15 protein-coding genes and 1 tRNA gene are annotated in these 19,347 nt (G+C 72.4%); 10 read left to right on the plus strand and 6 right to left on the minus strand.

The features are described from left to right. Positions 1 to 7: 7 nt before the first annotated feature. The 9 genes from KV557_RS10830 to KV557_RS10870 all read left to right on the plus strand — a co-directional run bounded on the left by KV557_RS10830 (position 8) and on the right by KV557_RS10870 (position 12,032). A complete protein-coding gene (locus tag KV557_RS10830; RefSeq protein ID WP_218199600.1) occupies positions 8 to 967 on the plus strand; it encodes a glutamate ABC transporter substrate-binding protein in 960 nt (319 codons plus the stop codon). A gap of 214 nt (positions 968 to 1,181) precedes the next feature. Continuing rightward, on the plus strand, positions 1,182 to 2,534 hold the full coding sequence (locus KV557_RS10835) for a hypothetical protein (RefSeq protein WP_218199601.1): 1,353 nt from the start codon (positions 1,182 to 1,184) through the stop codon (positions 2,532 to 2,534). Positions 2,535 to 2,539: 5 nt separating this feature from the next. After that, the gene (locus KV557_RS10840; RefSeq protein WP_218199602.1) at positions 2,540 to 5,089 is read left to right on the plus strand and encodes a serine/threonine-protein kinase; all 2,550 of its coding nucleotides are present in this window, start codon (positions 2,540 to 2,542) and stop codon (positions 5,087 to 5,089) included. A gap of 3 nt (positions 5,090 to 5,092) precedes the next feature. Continuing rightward, complete coding sequence (locus tag KV557_RS10845) at positions 5,093 to 6,415, plus strand: protein phosphatase 2C domain-containing protein (protein ID WP_218199603.1); 1,323 nt, start codon at positions 5,093 to 5,095, stop codon at positions 6,413 to 6,415. Positions 6,416 to 6,555: 140 nt separating this feature from the next. After that, positions 6,556 to 7,911, plus strand: a complete 1,356-nt coding sequence (locus tag KV557_RS10850) for a vWA domain-containing protein (RefSeq protein ID WP_218199604.1) — start codon at positions 6,556 to 6,558, stop codon at positions 7,909 to 7,911. 350 nt (positions 7,912 to 8,261) lie between these two features. Further along, the gene (locus tag KV557_RS10855) at positions 8,262 to 9,101 is read left to right on the plus strand and encodes an FHA domain-containing protein (protein WP_256177199.1); all 840 of its coding nucleotides are present in this window, start codon (positions 8,262 to 8,264) and stop codon (positions 9,099 to 9,101) included. A gap of 162 nt (positions 9,102 to 9,263) precedes the next feature. Further along, the gene (locus KV557_RS10860; RefSeq protein WP_218199606.1) at positions 9,264 to 10,181 is read left to right on the plus strand and encodes an ABC transporter ATP-binding protein; all 918 of its coding nucleotides are present in this window, start codon (positions 9,264 to 9,266) and stop codon (positions 10,179 to 10,181) included. Between the two features lie 177 nt (positions 10,182 to 10,358). Next, positions 10,359 to 11,525, plus strand: coding sequence for an ABC transporter permease (locus KV557_RS10865; RefSeq protein WP_256177200.1), 1,167 nt, complete (start codon positions 10,359 to 10,361; stop codon positions 11,523 to 11,525). Between the two features lie 102 nt (positions 11,526 to 11,627). Next, complete coding sequence (locus KV557_RS10870) at positions 11,628 to 12,032, plus strand: globin (protein ID WP_218199607.1); 405 nt, start codon at positions 11,628 to 11,630, stop codon at positions 12,030 to 12,032. 10 nt (positions 12,033 to 12,042) lie between these two features. On the opposite strand, the gene KV557_RS10875 is transcribed toward KV557_RS10870, so the two are convergent. The 5 genes from KV557_RS10875 to KV557_RS10895 all read right to left on the minus strand — a co-directional run bounded on the left by KV557_RS10875 (position 12,043) and on the right by KV557_RS10895 (position 17,699). Then, positions 12,043 to 12,735, minus strand: a complete 693-nt coding sequence (locus tag KV557_RS10875; protein WP_218199608.1) for a hypothetical protein — start codon at positions 12,733 to 12,735, stop codon at positions 12,043 to 12,045. A gap of 38 nt (positions 12,736 to 12,773) precedes the next feature. Continuing rightward, positions 12,774 to 13,292 (minus strand): acyl-CoA thioesterase, encoded by a 519-nt coding sequence (locus KV557_RS10880; RefSeq protein WP_218199609.1) that lies wholly within the window; start codon positions 13,290 to 13,292, stop codon positions 12,774 to 12,776. A gap of 109 nt (positions 13,293 to 13,401) precedes the next feature. After that, entirely contained in the window at positions 13,402 to 15,066 is a 1,665-nt protein-coding gene (gene ettA, locus KV557_RS10885) for an energy-dependent translational throttle protein EttA (protein ID WP_218199610.1), read from the minus strand. Between the two features lie 218 nt (positions 15,067 to 15,284). After that, positions 15,285 to 16,727, minus strand: coding sequence for a Cys-Gln thioester bond-forming surface protein (locus tag KV557_RS10890; protein WP_218199611.1), 1,443 nt, complete (start codon positions 16,725 to 16,727; stop codon positions 15,285 to 15,287). Positions 16,728 to 17,081: 354 nt separating this feature from the next. After that, on the minus strand, positions 17,082 to 17,699 hold the full coding sequence (locus KV557_RS10895) for a single-stranded DNA-binding protein (RefSeq protein WP_218199612.1): 618 nt from the start codon (positions 17,697 to 17,699) through the stop codon (positions 17,082 to 17,084). Between the two features lie 634 nt (positions 17,700 to 18,333). On the opposite strand from KV557_RS10895, the gene KV557_RS10900 reads away from it, so the two are divergent. Next, positions 18,334 to 18,409, plus strand: a tRNA-Arg gene (locus KV557_RS10900). Between the two features lie 300 nt (positions 18,410 to 18,709). Here KV557_RS10900 and KV557_RS10905 read toward each other — a convergent pair. After that, complete coding sequence (locus KV557_RS10905; RefSeq protein ID WP_218199613.1) at positions 18,710 to 19,333, minus strand: TetR/AcrR family transcriptional regulator; 624 nt, start codon at positions 19,331 to 19,333, stop codon at positions 18,710 to 18,712. Positions 19,334 to 19,347 lie beyond the last annotated feature (14 nt).

A 19,347-nucleotide genomic window follows, 5' to 3' on the forward strand; every position in this document is an offset into this window, starting at 1 on the left:
CGGACAGATGCGCAAGGGGACCGTACGGACCCGGTCGGTGACGGCGCTGGCCCTGCTCGCGTCCTGCGCGGCCGTGCTCGGCGGGGGCGGGCCGTCCGGCGCCGCACCGCTCGCGGCCACGGCACCACAGGGCATTCAGCAGGGACAGCAAGGGCAGCAGGACCAGGCCGCACCCTGCGACGTGTACAAGAGCGTCCCGCCGAGCAGCGAGGACGGCCCGGCGGTGAAGGCCATCAAGGCCAAGCGCAGCCTGGTGATCGGCGTCGACCAGAACAGCTACCGCTGGGGCGCCCGCAACCCCAACACCGGCCAGATCGAGGGCTTCGACATCGACCTCGCCCGGGCGATCGGCACCGCCATCATCGGCGACCCGGACAAGGTGGTGCTCAAGCCGGTCGCGACCGCCGACCGGATCGACGCCATCAACCTCGGCCGGGTCGACCTGATCGTCCGCACCATGACGATCAGCTGCGACCGGATGGAGAAGGTGGCCTTCTCCAAGCCGTACTTCAACATCACCCAGCGGGTCCTGGTCCCCCGCGCGTCCCCGGCGAAGAGCATCGACGAGGCGATCAACGGCAAGACGGTGTGCGCCGCGAACGGCTCCACGGCCCGGAGCGTGCTGGACGCCAAGAAGACCGCGAAGCAGATCGTCCCGGTCGAGAACCACCTGGACTGCCTGGTCCTCATGCAGCTCGGCAAGGTCGACGCCACCATGACCGACGACGGCCTGGCGGCCAGTCAGGCCGCCCAGGACCAGACCGTGCGTGTGGTGGACGGCGAGGTGCAGCCGGAGGTGATCGGCGTCGCGATGCTGAAGACCAGCCCCGATCTCACCGCACGGGTCAACCAGGTGCTCGCCGACTACTACGCGAGCGGCGCCTGGCGCAGCTCGTACGAGCGGTGGCTCAAGCCGTACATGCTCAACGAGGCCGACCACTACTGGCCGGGTTCGGCGGCCCACTGACGGGCCGCCGACCACGCATCGAACGCAGACGGGCCCTAGGGGCACGGACAGCGCACAAGCGGCCCGTTGACGCCGTCTTGACGCCCCGCGCCCGTAACGCCAGAAGGAGCACCGGCTAGGGTTCGGGACGATCACCACGGGGAGACCCGTCGTGCACGGGGAGATCCGGCGCTTGTCACGGCCGGGTCGGAATGCAGGGAAAGGAAGGACGGCAGTGGCATCTGCTGGCCCGGTACTGAGCCGGGAGGAGGTGGACCGCGCGCTGGCGCGCCTCACCGCGGAGCGCGACGCGGTCGAGATGGCGCTGCTGGCCCTGCAGGACCACCCGGGCCTGCGGCTGCTCGACGGCGCCGAGCTGACCGGGCGGACGCAGGAGCGCTGGGCCGTCGCCGGCCAGGGCCTGCCGCTGCTGTGGGCGCTGTTCGACCGCTACTCGGAGGCGCTGGCCTCGGCGCGCGCCGTGCGGGCCCGCAAGGGCAAGCTCGGCGGGCCCGAACTCGCCGAGCTGAGCGAGCTGTTGACCGGCGACGCGGTGACCGTCCCGGGCGGCGCGCTGCCGGAGGTCCCGCAGCTGCTCGGCGCGCCCGCCAAGCTGGTCGAGCGGATCAGCCTGGACGCGTTGGTGGCCCGGATGAACTCCTGGTACGCCAGCGTCCTGGAGGTGGTCAGCGCCGCCGACGCGGTCTGGTCCGCGCTGCCGGCCCGGATCGACCTGCTGCTCGCCGAACTGCACCGGGTCCAGACCCTGGCCGCCTCGCTCGGCGTGCACCCCGGCAGCCACCCGCTGGGTGACGACCTGGCCGGGCTGGACGCCGACCTGACGGAGCTGCGCACCGAGGTGCGCAGCGACCCGCTGGCACTGTGGCGCCCGGCCCGGGTGCCCGCCCAGCGCGGCACCGTGCCGGAGGGCAGCGCGTTCGCCTCCCCGTCCGGGATGGTCGACACCGAGCGGTTCGACCGGGCCGGGCGGGCGCTGGACGGCGTCCGGCTGGAGCTGGAGAACCTGCTGCGGCTGCGCGACGACGCCGAGGAGCGCCTGCAGGGCGTCGGCGACCTGCTCCAGCGGGCCGATGCCACGCTGGCCGAGGCCCGCCGGGCGCGCGGCGAGGTGCTGGCGAAGATAGCCGCCAGCGACGTGCCGGCCGTGCCGGGGCCCGCCTCGGCGCTGCGCGAACGGATCGTCGTGGCACTGGAGTTGCGCCAGGGCGGGCAGTGGGGCCGGCTGGCGCCGCTGCTGGACGCGCTGGAGGACGCCGCAGCCAAGGAGCTGGCCCGGGCCCGGCAGTCGCTCACCGAGGTGACCCAGCCGCTGGCCGTACGGGCGGAACTGCGCGGCCGGCTGGACGCATACAGGGCGATGGCCGGCCGGCTGCGGGTCTCCGAGGACCCCGAGGTGATCGAGCGGTACGAGAAGGCGCGCTGGCTGCTGTGGAGCGCGCCCTGCGACCTGCGGGCGGCGGCCGCCGCGGTGGCCCGCTTCCAGCAGTCGCTGCGGCCGGCGCACGCCGAGCCCGCACACGAGGAGACCGGCCAGACGCCGGTCGACGGACAGGTACAGGGGGGCTGAGGTTGATGGGCGAGGCGTGCGTACGGCCGGACTGCACCGGCACGGGGACGATCGACGCCGACGGCTACTGCGACGAGTGCGGGCTGGCTCCGGCGGGCGGCGGTAGCACGAAGACCGCGACCGCCGCTCCCCCGAGTCCCGCGAATCCCTCGAAGGCGCCGGCGGGCCCCGGCTCCCCCTGCCCGCGCGACTGCTCCGGCACGATCGACGCGGACGGCTACTGCGACGAGTGCGGCCTCACCGCGCCCGGCGGCGACACCGGGCTCACCCAGCCGTACGTGCCCTCGGCCCGGGTCTCCGGGGAGTCGGCGCGCAGCGGCTCGGTGCGCTCGACGCGCACCGGTTCGTCCCGTTCGATGTCCGGCCGCTCCCGCTCGCACCGCTCGACCCGCACCGGCAGCAGCCGCTCGGTCTCGGTGCGCAGCACCCGCGGCAGCGGCAGCGCGGGCACCCGCAACCGGCTCGGCGCCGGCCTGGTGACCGTCCCGACCGTGGAGACCGCCGACCCGTCGCTGGCGGTGCTGGAGAACCCGGAGGTGCCGGAGCGCAAGCGCTACTGCGCCAAGTGCGAGTCCCCGGTGGGCCGGGAGAAGAACGGCCGCCCGGGCCGCCCGGACGGGTTCTGCACCAAGTGCGGGACGGTGTACTCGTTCACGCCCAAGCTGCGCCGCGGGGACCTGGTCGGCGGCCAGTACGAGGTGGTGGGCTGCCTGGCGCACGGCGGCCTCGGCTGGATCTACCTGGCGGTGGACCGCCGGGTCAACGACAAGTGGGTCGTGCTCAAGGGCCTGCTGAACACCGGGGACGAGGACGCGCTGGCCGCGGCCGTCGCCGAGCGGCGCTTCCTGGCCGAGGTGGATCACCCGAGCATCGTCCGGATCATCAACTTCGCCGAGCACCTGGACATGGGCAGCGGCTCCACCGACGGCTACATCGTCATGGAGTTCGTCGGCGGCAAGTCGCTCAAGGACATCGCCAACGAGCGCCGCACCGCGGACGGCCGGCGCGAGCCGCTGCCGGTGGAGGTGGCGATCGCGTACGCGCTGGAGGCGCTGCCCGCGCTCGGGTACCTGCACAGCCGGGGCCTGATCTACTGCGACTTCAAGATCGACAACGTGATCCAGAGCGGCGACACGCTCAAGATCATCGACATGGGCGCGGTCTGCCGGCTCGACCACGACGGCCCGATCTACGGCACCGTCGGCTACCAGGCCCCGGAGATCGCCGGCGTCGGTCCCTCGCCCGCCTCCGACCTCTACACCGTGGCCCGCACCCTCGCGGTGCTCACCTTCGACTTCCAGGGCTACAGCACCACCTACCGCGACTCGCTGCCCGGCCCCGAGGACGTCGAGGTCTTCGCCCGCTACGAGTCCTACTACCGCTTCCTGGTCCGCGCCACCGACCCGGACCCGGCCCGCCGGTTCGCCTCCGCCGAGGAGATGGCCGACCAGCTCACCGGCGTGCTGCGCGAGATCCTGGCCCTCCAGGACGGCCGGCCCCGGCCCGCGCTCTCCACCCTGTTCGGGCCCGAACTGCGCGTCGTCGACACCGAGTTGGTACTGCCCACCGAGCAGGCCGGGCAGCTCCGGGTGGCCGCCCTCGACCCGGCCGCCGCCGCCCTCGCGCTGCCCGTCCCCCGGGTCGACCCCGCCGACCCCAACGCCGGCTTCCTCGCCACGCTGCTCGCCACCGACCCCGAGGAGGCGCTCGCGGCGCTGGCCGGCGCGCCGTCCGACTCCGTCGAGCGCCGGCTTCGCGAGCTGCGCGCCCAGCTCGAACTCGGCCGCCGCACCGAGGCCGTGGCCGCGCTCGCCGCGCTGGAGCAGGACCACCCGGACGACTGGCGGGTGGTCTGGTACCGCGGCCTGGCCGCCCTGGTCGGCGCCGCAGCCGGCCCGGACGGCCCCGGTGCCCCCGACGCGTCCTCGCTGCGCGCCGCCGCCGAGGCCTTCGACGCGGTCTACGACGCCTTCCCCGGCGAGAGCGCACCCAAGCTGGCCCTCGCCATCTGCGCCGAACTGCTCGGCGACGCCGGCGACGCGGCCGAGTTCTACCGGCTCGTCTGGACCACCGACCAGTCCTACCTCAGCGCCGCCTTCGGCCTCGCCCGGGTCCGCCTCGGCGAGGGCGACCGGCCCGACGCCGTCCGCGTCCTGGAGTCCGTCCCGGCCACCTCCAGCCAGTACACCGCCGCCCGGATCGCCGCCGTCCGCGCCCGGCTGCGCGAACGGGACGCCACCGAGCCGCTCGGCACCGACCTCGCGGCCGGCTCCGACCAGCTGACGGCGCTTCGGCTGGACGACCGCCGCCGCGAGGAGCTGTCCGTCGAGGTGCTGCACGCGGCCCTCGGCTGGGTCACCGCGGGTTCCGCCGGCTCCGGCGGGCCGTCCGGGCCCGCCCGGCCGACGGTGCTGGGACGGCCCGCGGACGAGCGGGAACTGCGCTTCGCCCTGGAACAGTCCTACCGGGTACTCGCCCGGTTGGCCGACCGGGCCGAGACCAGGATCGAGATGGTGGAGCGGGCCAACCGCGCCCGCCCCAGGACGTGGGTGTAGCCGATGCCGCAGCAGACCGTGTGCCCGAGCTGTTCCGAGCCGCTGGACCCGGAGGACGCCTTCTGCGGCGCCTGCGGGACCGGCCGGGACGGCCGGCCCGCCCCGGGCGCGATGCCCGCGAGCTGGGCCGCAGCCCACTCCGAGGCCGTCCCGTCGCAGCACGGGCCGGTCTGCGTGCACTGCGGCCTGCCGCAGGTCACCGCCGACGGCTACTGCGAGGCCTGCGGCGGCGCCCAGCCGCGCCCGCGCGACCACATGGAGAAGGCCCTCGGGGGCGTCGCCGGGGTCAGCGACCGCGGCGTGCGCCACCACCGCAACGAGGACTCCTTCACCGTCGCCGCCACCTCGCTGCCCGGCGGCGAGCCGGTCGTCATCGCCGTGGTGTGCGACGGCGTCTCCTCCTCCGACCGCCCGGACGAGGCCTCCGAGACGGCCGTCGACGCCGCCTCCGAGTCGCTGCTGAGCGCCCTGGAGGCGGGCCGGGAGCCCGGCGCCGCGATGCGCCGGGCAATCGCCGACGCCGCCAAGGCGGTCGCCGACCTCGCCCAGGACGGCGCCGGGCCCGCCCGGCCCGACCTCAACGCACCCGCCTGCACCTTCGTCAGCGCGATAGCGGCCGGCGGCCGGGTCACCATCGGCTGGGTCGGCGACACCCGGGCCTACTGGATCCCGGACGACCGGGCCGCCGCCGAGCCGTTCCGGCTCACCCAGGACGACTCCTGGGCGGCCCGGATGGTCGAGGCCGGGCTGATGGGCGAGGCCGAGGCCTACGCCGACCCGCGCGCCCACGCGATCACCGGCTGGCTCGGCGCCGACGCCGAGGAGGTCGTCCCGCACACCCTCGACTTCACCCCGCACGTCCCCGGGGTGCTGCTGATCTGCACCGACGGCCTGTGGAACTACGCCGAGGCCGCCACCGACCTGGCGTACTACGTCCGGCCGGACGCCCGCACCGAACCGCTCGCGGCGGCGCAGACCCTGGTGAAGTTCGCGGTCGCCGCCGGCGGCCACGACAACATCACGGTCGCGGTCCTGCCGATCGACCCGCCCGCGGACGCGGCGTCGCTCGCCGAGGCGGAGCAGACGCCGACCGCGCTCGACCTGCCGGTGATCACCCCGGCGGGCGCGGCACCGAAGCCCGCGGGCGGCACGGACGACGGCACCGGTGACGACGGCGACGACTACGCGGACTACGAGCCGACCCTGCCGGACCTCCCGGTGATCGGCTCCCCCGCCGCCCCGCTGCCCCCGGCCCCGCCCGCACCGCCGGTGCCCCCGGCGGTCCCGGCCGTCCCGCCGCAGCCGCCGCACCCGCCGACGGCCTGACGGCACCCGCAGTCCCGCCGCCGCTTCCGCCGGCACCCGCCCGCCGGAAGCCCCGGCACCCACGGCCCGCCGGCCCGACCGGCGGGCCGCCCACCGACCGATCCGTACCGACCCCTCATCCCGACGGGAGCCACCGACCCATGGCAACACTGGCTAAGCCGAACCTGCCCAGGTTCGACGTGGACATCTTCCAGAACGAGTTCCTCGCCGACGGCGCCCGCGAGGTCAACGCCATCGTCACCGTCACCGCGACCGGCGGCGGCACTTCCGGCGGCCGTCCGCTCGGCATCACCGACGCCGGGCCGCAGGGCGCCGGCGCCTCCGCCGCCGTGGTGATCATGGTCGACTGCTCCGGCTCGATGGACTACCCCAAGACCAAGATCAACGGCGCCCGGGAGGCCACCGCCGCCGCCGTCGACGCGCTGCGCGACGGCGTCGCCTTCGCCGTGGTCGCCGGCACCCACGAGGCCCGCGACATCTACCCCGGCGACGGCACCCTCGCGATCGCCTCCGCCACCACCCGCGGCCACGCCAAGGAGGCGCTGCGCCGGCTCACCGCGGCCGGCGGCACCGCGATGGGCACCTGGCTGGCCAAGGCCGACAAGCTCTTCCTGACCCGCCGCGACATCGCCATCCGGCACGCCATCCTGCTCACCGACGGCAACAACGAGCACGAGTCGGCGGCCGACCTGGAGCGCAACATCGAGCGGGTCACCGGCCACTTCACCGCCGACTGCCGCGGCGTCGGCACCGACTGGCGGATCGACGAGCTGCGCAAGATCTCCTCCGCGCTGCTCGGCACCGTCGACATCGTCGCCGAACCGGGCGGCCTGGCCGACGACTTCCGCTCGATGATGGCCGGCGCCATGGGCAAGCAGGTCGCCGACGTCGCCCTGCGGATCTGGACCCCGGCCAACGCGAGCGTCAAGTTCGTCAAGCAGGTCGCCCCCGCCGTCGAGGACCTCACCGCCCGGCGCGCCGAGGCCGGACCGCGGGCCGGCGACTACCCGACCGGCTCCTGGGGCGACGAGAGCCGCGACTACCACGTCTGCGTCGAGGTCCCGGCCGCCTCCATCGGCAACGAGATGCTCGCCGCCCGGATCAGCCTGGTGCTGCCCTCGCAGTCCGGCGGCGGCACCCCCGAGGTGCTCTCCCAGGGCCTGGTCAAGGCCGTCTGGACCGACGACCTCGCCTCCTCCACCCGGATCAGCCCGCAGGTCGCCCACTACACCGGGCAGGCCGAGCTCGCCTCCTCCATCCAGGAGGGCCTGGAGGCGCACCGCGCCGGGGACGTCGACACCGCGACCGCCAAGCTCGGCGCCGCCGTCCGGATCGCGCACGCGACCGGGAACGAGGGCACCTACAAGCTGCTCCAGAAGGTGGTGGACGTCGTCGACGCGAAGGAGGGTACGGTTCGGTTCCGTAAGAACGTGAGCGAGGCCGACTCGATGACCCTTGAGACCCGGTCGACCAAGACGGTACGTGTGAAGAAGTGACCGCCGAAAGTGACCGCTGAAGACGTGACCGGGCCGCGACCCGGCGCGACCGCCGCCCCAAGCCGGCTCGTATTGAGGGGGACCTGATGCCGATCTGCCCGAGGGGCCATGAGTCGCAGGCCGAGGACTGGTGCGACTTCTGCGGCTTTCCGATGACTCCGCCGCTCCCGGCGCCGCCCGGGGCCCACCCGGGGGCGCACGGAGGCATGCCCGCGCCCGGAGCACCCGCCGGGTACCCGGAGCACGGGGGCGCACCGTACGGGTCGCCCATGCCGCCTCCGCCGATGCCGCCGGGCGCGGTGCCGCCGCCCGGCACGATGCCGCCCGGGGCCGTGCCGCCGCCTCCGCCCATGCCGCAGGGTCTCACCGAGGGCCTGGTGGTCTGCCCGATCTGCCGCAGCCCGCAGACCGGCCGGTTCTGCGAGGAGTGCGGGTACGACTACGACCTGTCCACGCCCTCGCGGCGGCAGGCCCCGGCCGCGGGTACCGGCGCCCCGGTGCCGCCGCCGGTCCAGCCGCCGGCCCCGCTGAACATCCCGGCGGCGTACGGAGGCACCGCCCCGCCGGCGCAGCCGGACGGCCTCCAGCGGCAGCCCATGCCCCCCGCGCACACCTACGGCTACCCTCCGCCGGAGGGCGCGTTCCCGGAGGCCCCGGTCCGCGAGGACTCCGGGCCGGTCTATGCCGACCCCGGCAACCGCGACTTCGGCACCTCGTTCAACCTGGCCCCGCCGATGCCTCCGCAGTCGCACGCGGAGGCCCCGCAGCCGGAGCCGGTGCGGACCAACTGGATCGCCGTGGTCGCGGCCGACCGCGAGTACTTCACCGAGATGATGGCCCGTAGCGGCCCCGAGGCGGCCGGCCTGTTCTTCCCGCCGTACTGCCCCGAGCGGCGCATCCCGCTGACCGGCCGCGGCCAGCTGCGGATCGGCCGGCGCAGCCAGCACCGCGGCACCGTGCCGGAGATCGACCTGTCGGTGCCCCCGGAGGACCCGGGCGCCTCGCACCAGCACGCGCTGCTCGCCGAACAGGCGGACGGCAGCTGGGTGCTGGTCGACCAGGACTCGACCAACGGCACCACGATGAACGGCGGCGCCGAGCCGGTCGCCCCGCACGTCGCCATCCCGCTGAACGACGGCGACCGGATCCACATCGGCGCGTGGACCACCATCACGGTGCACCGCGCCTGACCGTACCTCGCCTGACCGCACCGCGCCTGAGTGGCCATCAGCAGGGCCGGGCGGACTTCAACGTCCGTCCGGCCCGAGCTGTTCCCGTCAAGGCAAGATGATCTTCAAAAAGCTTGCCCCGAGTCTGCCCAGGGCCTTTGAATACCCGTAGGCTCAGGCCACATGACTGCAGCTATATCCGCTGACGGCATCCGCCAGCGGTACGGGGACGTGCAGGCTGTCGACGGGGTGTCACTCACCGTCGAAGCCGGCGAATTTTACGGAATCCTGGGCCCCAACGGCGCCGGGAAGACCACCACACTGGAGATCCTGGAAGGGATCCGCAAGCCGGACGAGGGCCGGGTCGAGCTCCTGGGGATGGCCCCCTGGCCCCGCAATCCGAAACTGCTGCCGCGCATCGGCGTGCAGTTCCAGGCCTCCGCCTTCTTCCGGAAACTGACGGCCCGGGAGACCATCCGCACCTTCGCGTCGTTCTACGGGACCGGTCCCAAGCGGGCCGACGCGATGCTGGAGCGGGTCGGCCTGGCCGACAAGGCCGGGTCGATGACCGAGGAGATGTCCGGCGGCCAGGCCCAGCGCCTGTCGATCGCCTGCGCGCTGGCCCACGACCCGGAGCTCGTCTTCCTCGACGAGCCCACCACGGGCCTCGACCCGCAGGCCCGCCGCAACCTCTGGGACCTCCTGCGGGACATCAACCGCGAGGGCCGCACGGTCGTCCTGACCACCCACTACCTGGACGAGGCCGAGGTGCTCTGCGACCGGGTCTCGATCATGGACCACGGGAAGATCCTGCACACAGGCGCCCCGGCGGCGCTGATCCGTGAGCTCGACGACACCGTCCGGATCACCGTCGAGTCCGGCCAGCTGGCCGTCGACCGGGCGCGCGAGCTGCTCACCGCGGCGGGCGCCGAGATCGCCGCCCTGGAGGACGACGGCGTCTCGCTGTCCGTCTCCACCCGCCTCCCCGCCCCGATCCTGGCCGTCCTGGCCGAGCAGAACGCGCTGCGCGGCCTCGAAGTGCGCGGCGCCACCCTGGAGGACGTCTTCCTCCAGCTGACCGGGCGGGAGTACCGCGCATGAGCGAGCGACGGGGGTACCCCCGGCCAAAGGCTGGGGGAGAGTTCATCATCAAGAGGTGTACATGGGCGAATGCCCCTGCCGAGCGAAGCGAGGTAGGAGCATGAGCGAGCGGAGCGAGTTCATCATCAAGAGGTGCGTACGGGCGAATGCCCCTGCCGAGCGAAGCGAGGCGGGCGCATGAGTCCCACCACGTCCACCGAGCCGAAGGTGCCCGCCCAGCGCGGCGGTTCGGCCGGCAACGGCGCCGACGCCGGCCGGGAGCGGGTCAGCGCGTTCTGGAGCCTGTCCCGGGCGATGCTGCTGTCCTTCCGCCGCGACCGCAGCGCGCTCTTCTTCGTCATGCTGTTCCCGCTGATGTTCCTGCTGCTGTTCGGCACCCTGCTCAAGGGCGCCACCAGCCCGCACGCCAAGGTCGCCCAGGTCGGCGCGGTGCAGGTGCTGGACTCGGTGCAGGGCGAGGGCCGGACCGAGCTGGAGAAGGTCCTGCAGATCAGCAAGGTCGACGACGAGTCGGCCGCGCTGACCAAGGTCCGCAAGGGCGACCTGGACGCGGTGATCAAGCAGGACCCGGACGGCAGGATCGAGCTGCGCTTCAGCACCGCCGACCAGGTCCGCGCCGGCTCGGTCCAGGGCATCCTCAACTCGATCGTCCAGCAGGCCAACCAGGCCGCCTACAAGGAGGCCACCGGCAAGCCGCCGGCGTTCACCCTGGACGCGACCCAGGTCGAGGACCAGTCGCTCAAGCCGATCCAGTTCCTCACCCCGGGCCTGCTCGGCTGGGCCGTCGCCACCGGCGCCGTGTTCGGCGCCTCGCTGACCCTGGTCGGCTGGCGGCAGAAGAAGGTGCTCCGCCGGCTGCGGCTGGCCCCGGTGAGCGCCTTCTCGGTCATCGCCTCGCGGGTCGTGGTGTCGACGGTGACCGCGCTCGCCCAGACTGCCATCTTCCTGGTGGTCGCCACCACGCCGTACTTCGGGCTCAAGCTCACCGGCAACTGGTGGCTGATCATCCCGCTGGTCATCTGCGCGACGATCGCCTTCATGTCGATCGGTCTGCTGGCCGGCTCGATCGCCAAGACCGAGGAGGCGGCCAACGGCATCTCGCAGATCATCGTGCTGCCGATGTCGTTCCTGTCCGGCTCCTTCTTCAAGATGGACGACGCGCCGACCTGGCTGAAGACCATCTCGGAGGCGCTGCCGCTGCGGCACCTGGTGGACGCCGCCGGGTCCGTGCTGAGCCGGGGCGGCGGTGTCATGGACGCCCTGCCGACCATGGGCATCCTGCTGGGGTTCGCGGTCGTGCTGACGCTCATCTCGGCGAAGCTGTTCAAGTGGGACGACGTGTGACCGACGCGCTCCGGCCGCTGAGCCCCTGACCGCTGTGCCCCGCGGGGTCGTACGCCTTTGGTCCCGGTGTACGGCCCCGTCGACGTCTGCGACCATGGTCGGGTGAACGAGATCCGGCGTGGCACGCTCAGCGAGGAGACCTTCTTCGACCAGGTCGGCGGCGAGCCGACCTTCCGGCGGCTGGTGCACCGGTTCTACCAGGGCGTCGCCGAGGACGAGTTGCTGCGGCCGATGTACCCCGAGGAGGACCTCGGCCCGGCCGAGGAGCGGCTGGCCCTGTTCCTGATGCAGTACTGGGGCGGCCCGCGCACCTACAGCGAGCACCGCGGCCACCCGCGACTGCGGATGCGGCACGTCCCGTTCAAGGTGAACCGCGCGGCGCACGACGCCTGGCTCAGGCACATGCGGGCGGCGGTGGACGACCTCGCCCTGCCCGCCGAGGCCGAGCGGCAGCTCTGGGACTACCTCACCTACGCCGCCGCCTCGATGATCAACACCGAGGGCTGAACCAGCCGAACTACCGGACGGGGCTGAGCCCCAGCCCCGCGCCCGGGGCGGCCGCCGTGCGGACCGCCACCGACCCGGCCGGGGCGCTCAACCGCAGCCAGCCGCCCGCCCGGTGCACCGTCAGCGGGGCGTCGGGCTTCAGGAAGCCGATCACGTAGGCGGCATGGACGGCCCGCAGCGGCAGCTCCGGCAGCGCCGAGACCGGGCGGGACCAGATCTCGTCGGCCAGCTCGTCCAGCACCGCACGGCTGCGGTGGTGCGCCGGAACGGCCTCGCTGCGCTCGCGGAACTCCCGTACGCCGGCCATCAGTTCGGGGTACACCCGGTCCACCGGCGGCTCGCCCAGCGGCCGCCAGCCGGTGCGCGGCGGCAGCAGCCCGGCCCAGGCCGGGCCGGTCACCGGCGCGGGCAGGGTGACGGTGCCCGCCTCGCCGTCCACGCCGTCCAGCAACTGGCCCGCCGACACGGTCAGGTCGACCGGCTCGCCGAGCCCGGTCACCCGGGCGGTACGGATCGCCAGCGCGCCCGAACCGCCCAGCGGCAGCCGCCCGAAGACCGCCACCACGCCGTCCCCCTCGACCGGGGCCACCGCCCGCAGCCGCACCGCCGCCGCCTTGTCGAAGCGCAGCAGGCGCAGCAGGAAGGCGGCGAGGTCGGCGGCCTCGCCGGCGTCGGTCAGAGCGAGACGGGCGGTGCTGGTCAACGCGGTTCAGCTCGAATCGGTAGGTGTGTGCAGTCGGCTCAGGCAGCGGCGACAGCCGGCTCCTCGTCCATGCTGCGTTCGTCCATGCTGCGATCTTCCATGCTGCGATCTTCCATGCTGCGTTCGTCCATGCTGCGTTCGTCCATGTACTGGCTGAGGAACTCCCGCTCCACCTCGGAGATCCGGCGCGGGCGCTGCTCGGCCAGGTCGTAGGGGACGACCACGGTGGACGCCCGGACGTAGACGAGGTCGCTGCCGTCCTCGGCGGTGTCCTTGATCTCGTACGACACGGTCAGCGAGGCGACGCCGATCTTGGTCACCCAGGTCTCGATGGTGACCGGCTCCGGGCGGTGCACCAACGGCCGCTTGTAGTCGATCTCGTGGCGCGCCACGACCGACCCGCCCGCGAACTCCCCGGCGCCGGCCGCGGCGGCCTGGGTGAACATGAAGTCGATCCGGGCCTCCTCCAGGTAGCGCACGAAGACCGCGTTGTTGACGTGCCCGAAGGCGTCCATGTCGGACCAGCGCAGCGGGCAGGCGTAGATGTGGCGGGCCACAGGTGTTCTCCTCGGTGTCCAATCACCCGCCGCCGGAAGGTGGCGGCGGGCCGCGGCCCGGCAGGCCGCCCCGGAGGGCAGTCTGCCGGGCCGTCGTGACAGCTGGATGTCAGCCCCGGGTCAGCTTCTTGTAGGTGGCCCGGTGCGGGCGGGCGGCGTCGGCGCCCAGCCGCTCGATCTTGTTCTTCTCGTACGACTCGAAGTTGCCCTCGAACCAGAACCACTTGCTCTCGCCCTCGTAGGCGAGGATGTGGGTGGCCACTCGGTCGAGGAACCAGCGGTCGTGGGAGATGACCACGGCGCAGCCGGGGAACTCCAGCAGGGCGTTCTCCAGCGAGGAGAGCGTCTCGACGTCGAGGTCGTTGGTCGGCTCGTCGAGGAGCAGCAGGTTGCCGCCCTGCTTGAGGGTGAGCGCCAGGTTCAGGCGGTTGCGCTCACCGCCGGAAAGCACGCCGGCCGGCTTCTGCTGGTCCGGGCCCTTGAAGCCGAAGGCGGACACGTAGGCGCGGGACGGCATCTCGACCTGGCCGACGTTGATCCAGTCCAGACCGTCGGAGACGACCTCCCAGAGGGTCTTCTTCGGGTCGATGTTGGCGCGGGACTGGTCGACATAGCTGATCTTGACCGTGTCGCCGACCTTGACCTTGCCGGAGTCCGCGGTCTCCATGTCCTGGAGCATCTTGAACAGCGTGGTCTTGCCGGCGCCGTTGGGGCCGATGATGCCGACGATGCCGTTGCGGGGCAGGGTGAAGCTGAGGTCGTCGATCAGGATCTTCTCACCGAAGGCCTTGGAGAGGTTCTCCACCTCGATGACGACGCTGCCCAGGCGCGGGCCCGGCGGGATCTGGATCTCCTCGAAGTCCAGCTTCCGCATCTTGTCCGCCTCGGCCGCCATCTCCTCGTAGCGGGCCAGACGCGCCTTGGACTTCGCCTGGCGGCCCTTGGCGTTGGAGCGGACCCACTCAAGCTCTTCCTTGAGTCGCTTGGCGCGCTTGGCGTCCTTCTGGCCCTCGACCTTGAGACGGGACTGCTTGCTCTCCAGGTAGGTGGAGTAGTTGCCCTCGTACGGGTAGGCGCGGCCGCGGTCGAGCTCCAGGATCCACTGGGCGACGTTGTCCAGGAAGTACCGGTCGTGGGTGACGGCGACGACGGTACCGGGGTACTTGGCCAGGTGCTGCTCCAGCCAGTTCACCGACTCGGCGTCCAGGTGGTTGGTGGGCTCGTCGAGCAGCAGCAGGTCGGGGGCCTCCAGCAGCAGCTTGCAGAGCGCGACGCGGCGCTTCTCACCACCGGAGAGCTTGGTGACCGGCCAGTCGCCGGGCGGGCAGCCCAGGGCGTCCATGGCCTGCTCCAGCTGGGCGTCCAGGTCCCAGGCGTTGGCGTGGTCCAGGTCCTCCTGGAGCTTGCCCATCTCGTCGAGCAGCGCGTCCGAGTAGTCGGTGGCCATCAGCTCGGCGATCTCGTTGAAGCGGTTGAGCTTCCCCTTGATCTCCTTGACGCCGTCCTCGACGTTCTCCAGGACGGTCTTGGTCTCGTCGAGCGGCGGCTCCTGGAGCAGCATGCCGACGGTGAACCCGGGCGAGAGGAAGGCGTCGCCGTTGGAGGGGTGCTCCAGGCCGGCCATCATCTTCAGAACGGTGGACTTACCCGCGCCGTTGGGGCCCACGACGCCGATCTTCGCCCCGGGGAGGAAGCTGAGCGTCACGTCGTCAAGGATGACCTTGTCTCCGTGAGCCTTGCGCACCTTGCGCATCGTGTAGATGTATTCCGCCACGTGAGATCGCTCCGGCGTCGTCGGGAGTATTCGGCTTGCAGCCTTCCATTGTGCCGCACCCGGCCGGGAGCCCCGAACCGCCCGGGTGCCCCTGGGGGGTATCCGGGACACGGCGGTGGAAGAGGACGCGGCGGTGGAAGGCCGACGGCCCGACCCCCCGCAGCGGGTGCGGGGAGCCGGGCCGTGGCTAGGGGTTACTGCTGGTCGGCGCTACCGGTTCAGGCGGCGTTGCCACCGTGGCGGCCACGGCGACGCAGGAAGAAGACCGCGGCACCACCGGCGATGACCAGGGCGCCGGCGACGCCGGCCAGGATCGGGGTGTTGCTGCTGGCACCGGTCTGGGCCAGACCGCCGGTACCCGGGGCCGAGCTGGTGACGGCCGGAGCCGGGGCGGTGCTGGACGACTTGGACGGGGTGCCGGCCGGGGTGGTCGGCGCGCCGGAGGCGCCCGGGGTGGACGGGCCGGACGACGGCGTCACCGGGGTGGTGGCGGACTTGCAGTCCAGGATGCCCTTGAAGTTGTTGGTGTAGCCGTTCGGGCCGGTGACGGTGATGTCGTAGGCGGCCTTGTTGGCGACCGTGAGGAGCAGGCTCTCGGTCTTGCCCGGCTGGACGGTCAGGTCCTTGCCCGGCTTCACCGTGACGGTGGCGGCCTCGTCACCGCCGTTGGCGACCGAGACACGGACGCCGCTGTTCTCGCACTCGACCTGGGCGATGCTGTCGATCAGCGCGCCCTTGCCCTGCTTCCAGTTGGCCTTGGCGTTGGCGCTCACGCTGAGCTTGCTGGAGCCGGCCAGGATCATGGTCTGGCTGTGCTTCTCGGGGGTGTAGCCCTCGCTGAGGAAGACCCGGCCGCTGGGGACGACGGTCTCGGCGGAGGCGGTGAGGACGGCCCCGCCGTCCGGGGTGCCGGCCGGGACGTCCAGGAAGAGCTGGGTGTCCTTGGCGATGGGGCCGTTCAGGGCGTCGCCGACCGGCTTGCCGTCCTTGTCGAGCACCTTGATCTTGTCGGCGGAGTTGCCGTTCACCGCCAGCTTCACCTGGCCGGCGCTGGAGTTGAGCGTGAACGGGCCGAGCTTGCTGCCCGACTTGCCGGAGACGTCCGGGGCGAGGGTGAGCGAGGGCTTGGGCTCGGCGGCGATGCCCTTGTTCTTGTCGCCGATCAGGTAGTCGCGCAGTTGCCTGGCCTTGGAGTTCTGCGGGACGGCGTCCTTGCCGTCCGAGAACTTCCAGATCGCGGCCTGGGTGCCGGCCGCGGCGTCCTCCTTGCTCAGCTGACCGTCGACGGCGGCGTCCTTGGACAGCTTCTCCAGGTCGGTGACCTGCGGGTAGGAGTTCTCCAGGATCCAGCGGATCTTGGAGGCGTCCTGCGCCTTGTCCTTGCGGCCGAGCGAGCTCGACTTCCAGTCCGACTCCTGGTACTTCGCCTGGCTGTCGAGGTACACCGGGTTGCCGAAGTCGATGCAGTAGGTCTGGAGCTCACCACTGGACGTCTTCAGGGTGAACAGACCGCCCTCGACGGTGCTGCCACCGTCGACATCGATCTTCTCGCCGAGCATCGTGTTCTCGACGACGGCGGTCACGCCGGCACCCGGTGCGGCCGCAGCCGCCGCACCGGCCGCAAGCAGACCCCCACCCAGCGCCAGGCTGGTCGTGAGCATGACAGTTGCTATGCGGGGAAGACTCCGCCCCTGCATCTGGAACATCTGGTTTCCCTCCGGGCCGGGCCGTGCCGATGGGCAGCCCGCCGACTTGCCTTGCCGCGGGCGCCCCCTGTGGCGCCGCTGCGGGGTATGAACCAGACGAATCCTATTGAGCCCCAGGGGCCCGCAAACCCCCATGCCAAATCAGGACGATTCCGTATCTGTATCGTTATCAATCCTCCCAGTTTCCACACAAGCTGACGATCGGCCAGAAACTCTCCGGCACTTTCCGTTAACCGGGCGGGATTGCGCGTGCGGGCGCAACAACCGCCTCGATCTACATATTTGTCGACAGTTCCGGTCGACTCCCAGTCAGATCAGCGCCGCCTGCGCGCCACCTCCACTTCCCTTTCCGGACACTCCGTCACCTTCACCGGACGCCACGGCCGCCCCAGCCGCCACCCCCGCCGGCTCCACACCCGACTCCCCCGGGCCTGACCCCGAGGCCAGCGCGGACGCCTTGCGCGCCGCCAGTGCGTCCGCGATCCACCCCGGCACCGCCTCGCCATCGCCCTGCCCGCCGGGCTCGCCGCCGACCGCCCCGGCACCGGTCGACGGATGCCCCCGCGCGCCCGACGCCCAACGGAACGCCGAGGTCCCACGGGTGAGATCGTGCCCGACCCATCGAGCGTCGATCTCGACCTTGGCACGCTTGACCTCCCCCTCACCCCACTCCCGCATCCGCAGCCGGCCGCTCACCACGACCGGATCCCCCTTGGCGAGCGAGCCGATCAGATTCACCGCCAGCGCCCGCCAGGCCGTCACCGACAGCCACTGGGTGTCACCGTCCACCCAGCACTCCCGCTGCCGGTCGTAACGCCGCTCGGTGGACGCGAGCCGAAAGCTGGCCATCGGCACACCACTGCCCGTTTCGCCGTAGGTCACCTCCGTCGCGACATTGCCGATGACCGTCACCTGAGTCTCGTTCACAGCGCACTCTCCGTTCTCGCCGATGCACCGTACGGAATCGACCGGTGCGAGTTGAGAGTGCGCTTCCCCGGAAATCCCCGCCAACAAGTTCCGAAATCCTGTGGACAACTCCGCCTTGTGGAAAACCCGTGTCACTCGCGGGGGTGAATTTCGGCCTTCCGACCCCCCTGACACCCCGACTCTTCGCGGCCATGACAACAATCCGGCCGCTTCCCGCCGCCGCCCGTACACCCCGGAACGCGGTCCGGCCGCCGTCCACGCACGTCATCCGACCGAAGGGACCCGAATACGGCCCCCCACCCGCGCCGGAAGCGGTACTTTCTCCGTGCCGAATCCATAACGGGTGAGGCGGCAGCCCCGTAACGACTGCACAACGTCCGGCACGGAACACTGCCAGACCGCTGCACACACGGCGTTCACCTGCGATTATCGGACCGCCCCTCCGGGGCCGACACACCAACGGCGGTGCTGTCGAACCCGGCCGAGGAACTGGACACCCTTATCCTGTCCCCGACAGGGCGAGGGCCCGCCAACCCCCACCCCCACCCTCAGGTACGGGGCCGGACACGGGCGCCCCACGCGCTCGTCGCCCGATCCCGGCAACGGTCGCGCCCACCCGGGCGCCGTCCGTCCCGCCCCCATAGCTCAGCGGATAGAGCACCCGCCTTCTAAGCGGTAGGTCGCAGGTTCGAATCCTGCTGGGGGCACCACCTGCCATTTCCCGCCGGCCCTCGCCGCGGCGGACGCATTGGCGGCCCCGCGGCGGCCGGGGAAATCCCCGCACACTCACCGCACATAACCCGTGACAATGCGTGTCATGGTCCGAGCAGAAACTCCACTCGGGCAATCGGCGCCGGTTCGGGACCAAACGCACCACGCCCGCCGAACGACGGAAATCCGGGGCGAATCCCCCTCGGATCCCTCCCCGGGGACCCGGGCCCACCGCCCAGCACGCGGCCGACCCAGCACGCGGCCGACCCACCGCGCGGCCGACCCACCCCGCGGCAGACTCAGCCCGCGGCCGGCCCGGCCAGCCCCGCCAGGTAGGCGTCCAGGAGCGCGGTCTGCCGCTTCGGCGGGAACTCCCCCGGCGCGAACAGCGCCTGCACCACCAGCCCCAGGACGAAGGCCTGCGCGCCCGCCGCCAGCGCGGCGGCGTCCACCCCGGCCGGCAGCTCGCCGAGCCGCTGGGCGTCCGCCACGTGCGCCGTCAGCGCCTCGCGCGAGCGCCCGTACCGGCCCGCGTGGGCGGCGGCCAGCTCCGGGTCGGCGAGGGCGACGTCCCAGGAGCCGACCCAGATCCGGTTGCCGGCCACGGCCGCCTCGTCCAGCGGCAGGACGTCGAGCAGCGCCGCCCGCAGCCGGGGCAGCCCGGCGGGCGGCGGCGGGGTGCCGTCGGCCGGGTCGGTGCGCCGGGGCCGGGAGAGGGAGCGCCGGTCGAGTTCCTCCAGTGCGTGGCCCAGCAGGGCCCGCTTGTTGGGGAAGTAGTGCGTCAACAGACCGGTGGAGGCACCCAGTTCGGCGGCCACCGCACGCAGCGTCAGCCCCTCGAACCCGCGGGTGGAGAGCACCCGCCAGACCCCTTCGGAGACTTCGAGGCGGCGGGCGTCATGGTCTCCACGGGCCGGTGTCATGGGGGCTATCGTAC

This window comes from Kitasatospora aureofaciens, assembly GCF_019192735.1.
Taxonomy (GTDB): domain Bacteria; phylum Actinomycetota; class Actinomycetes; order Streptomycetales; family Streptomycetaceae; genus Kitasatospora; species Kitasatospora aureofaciens_A.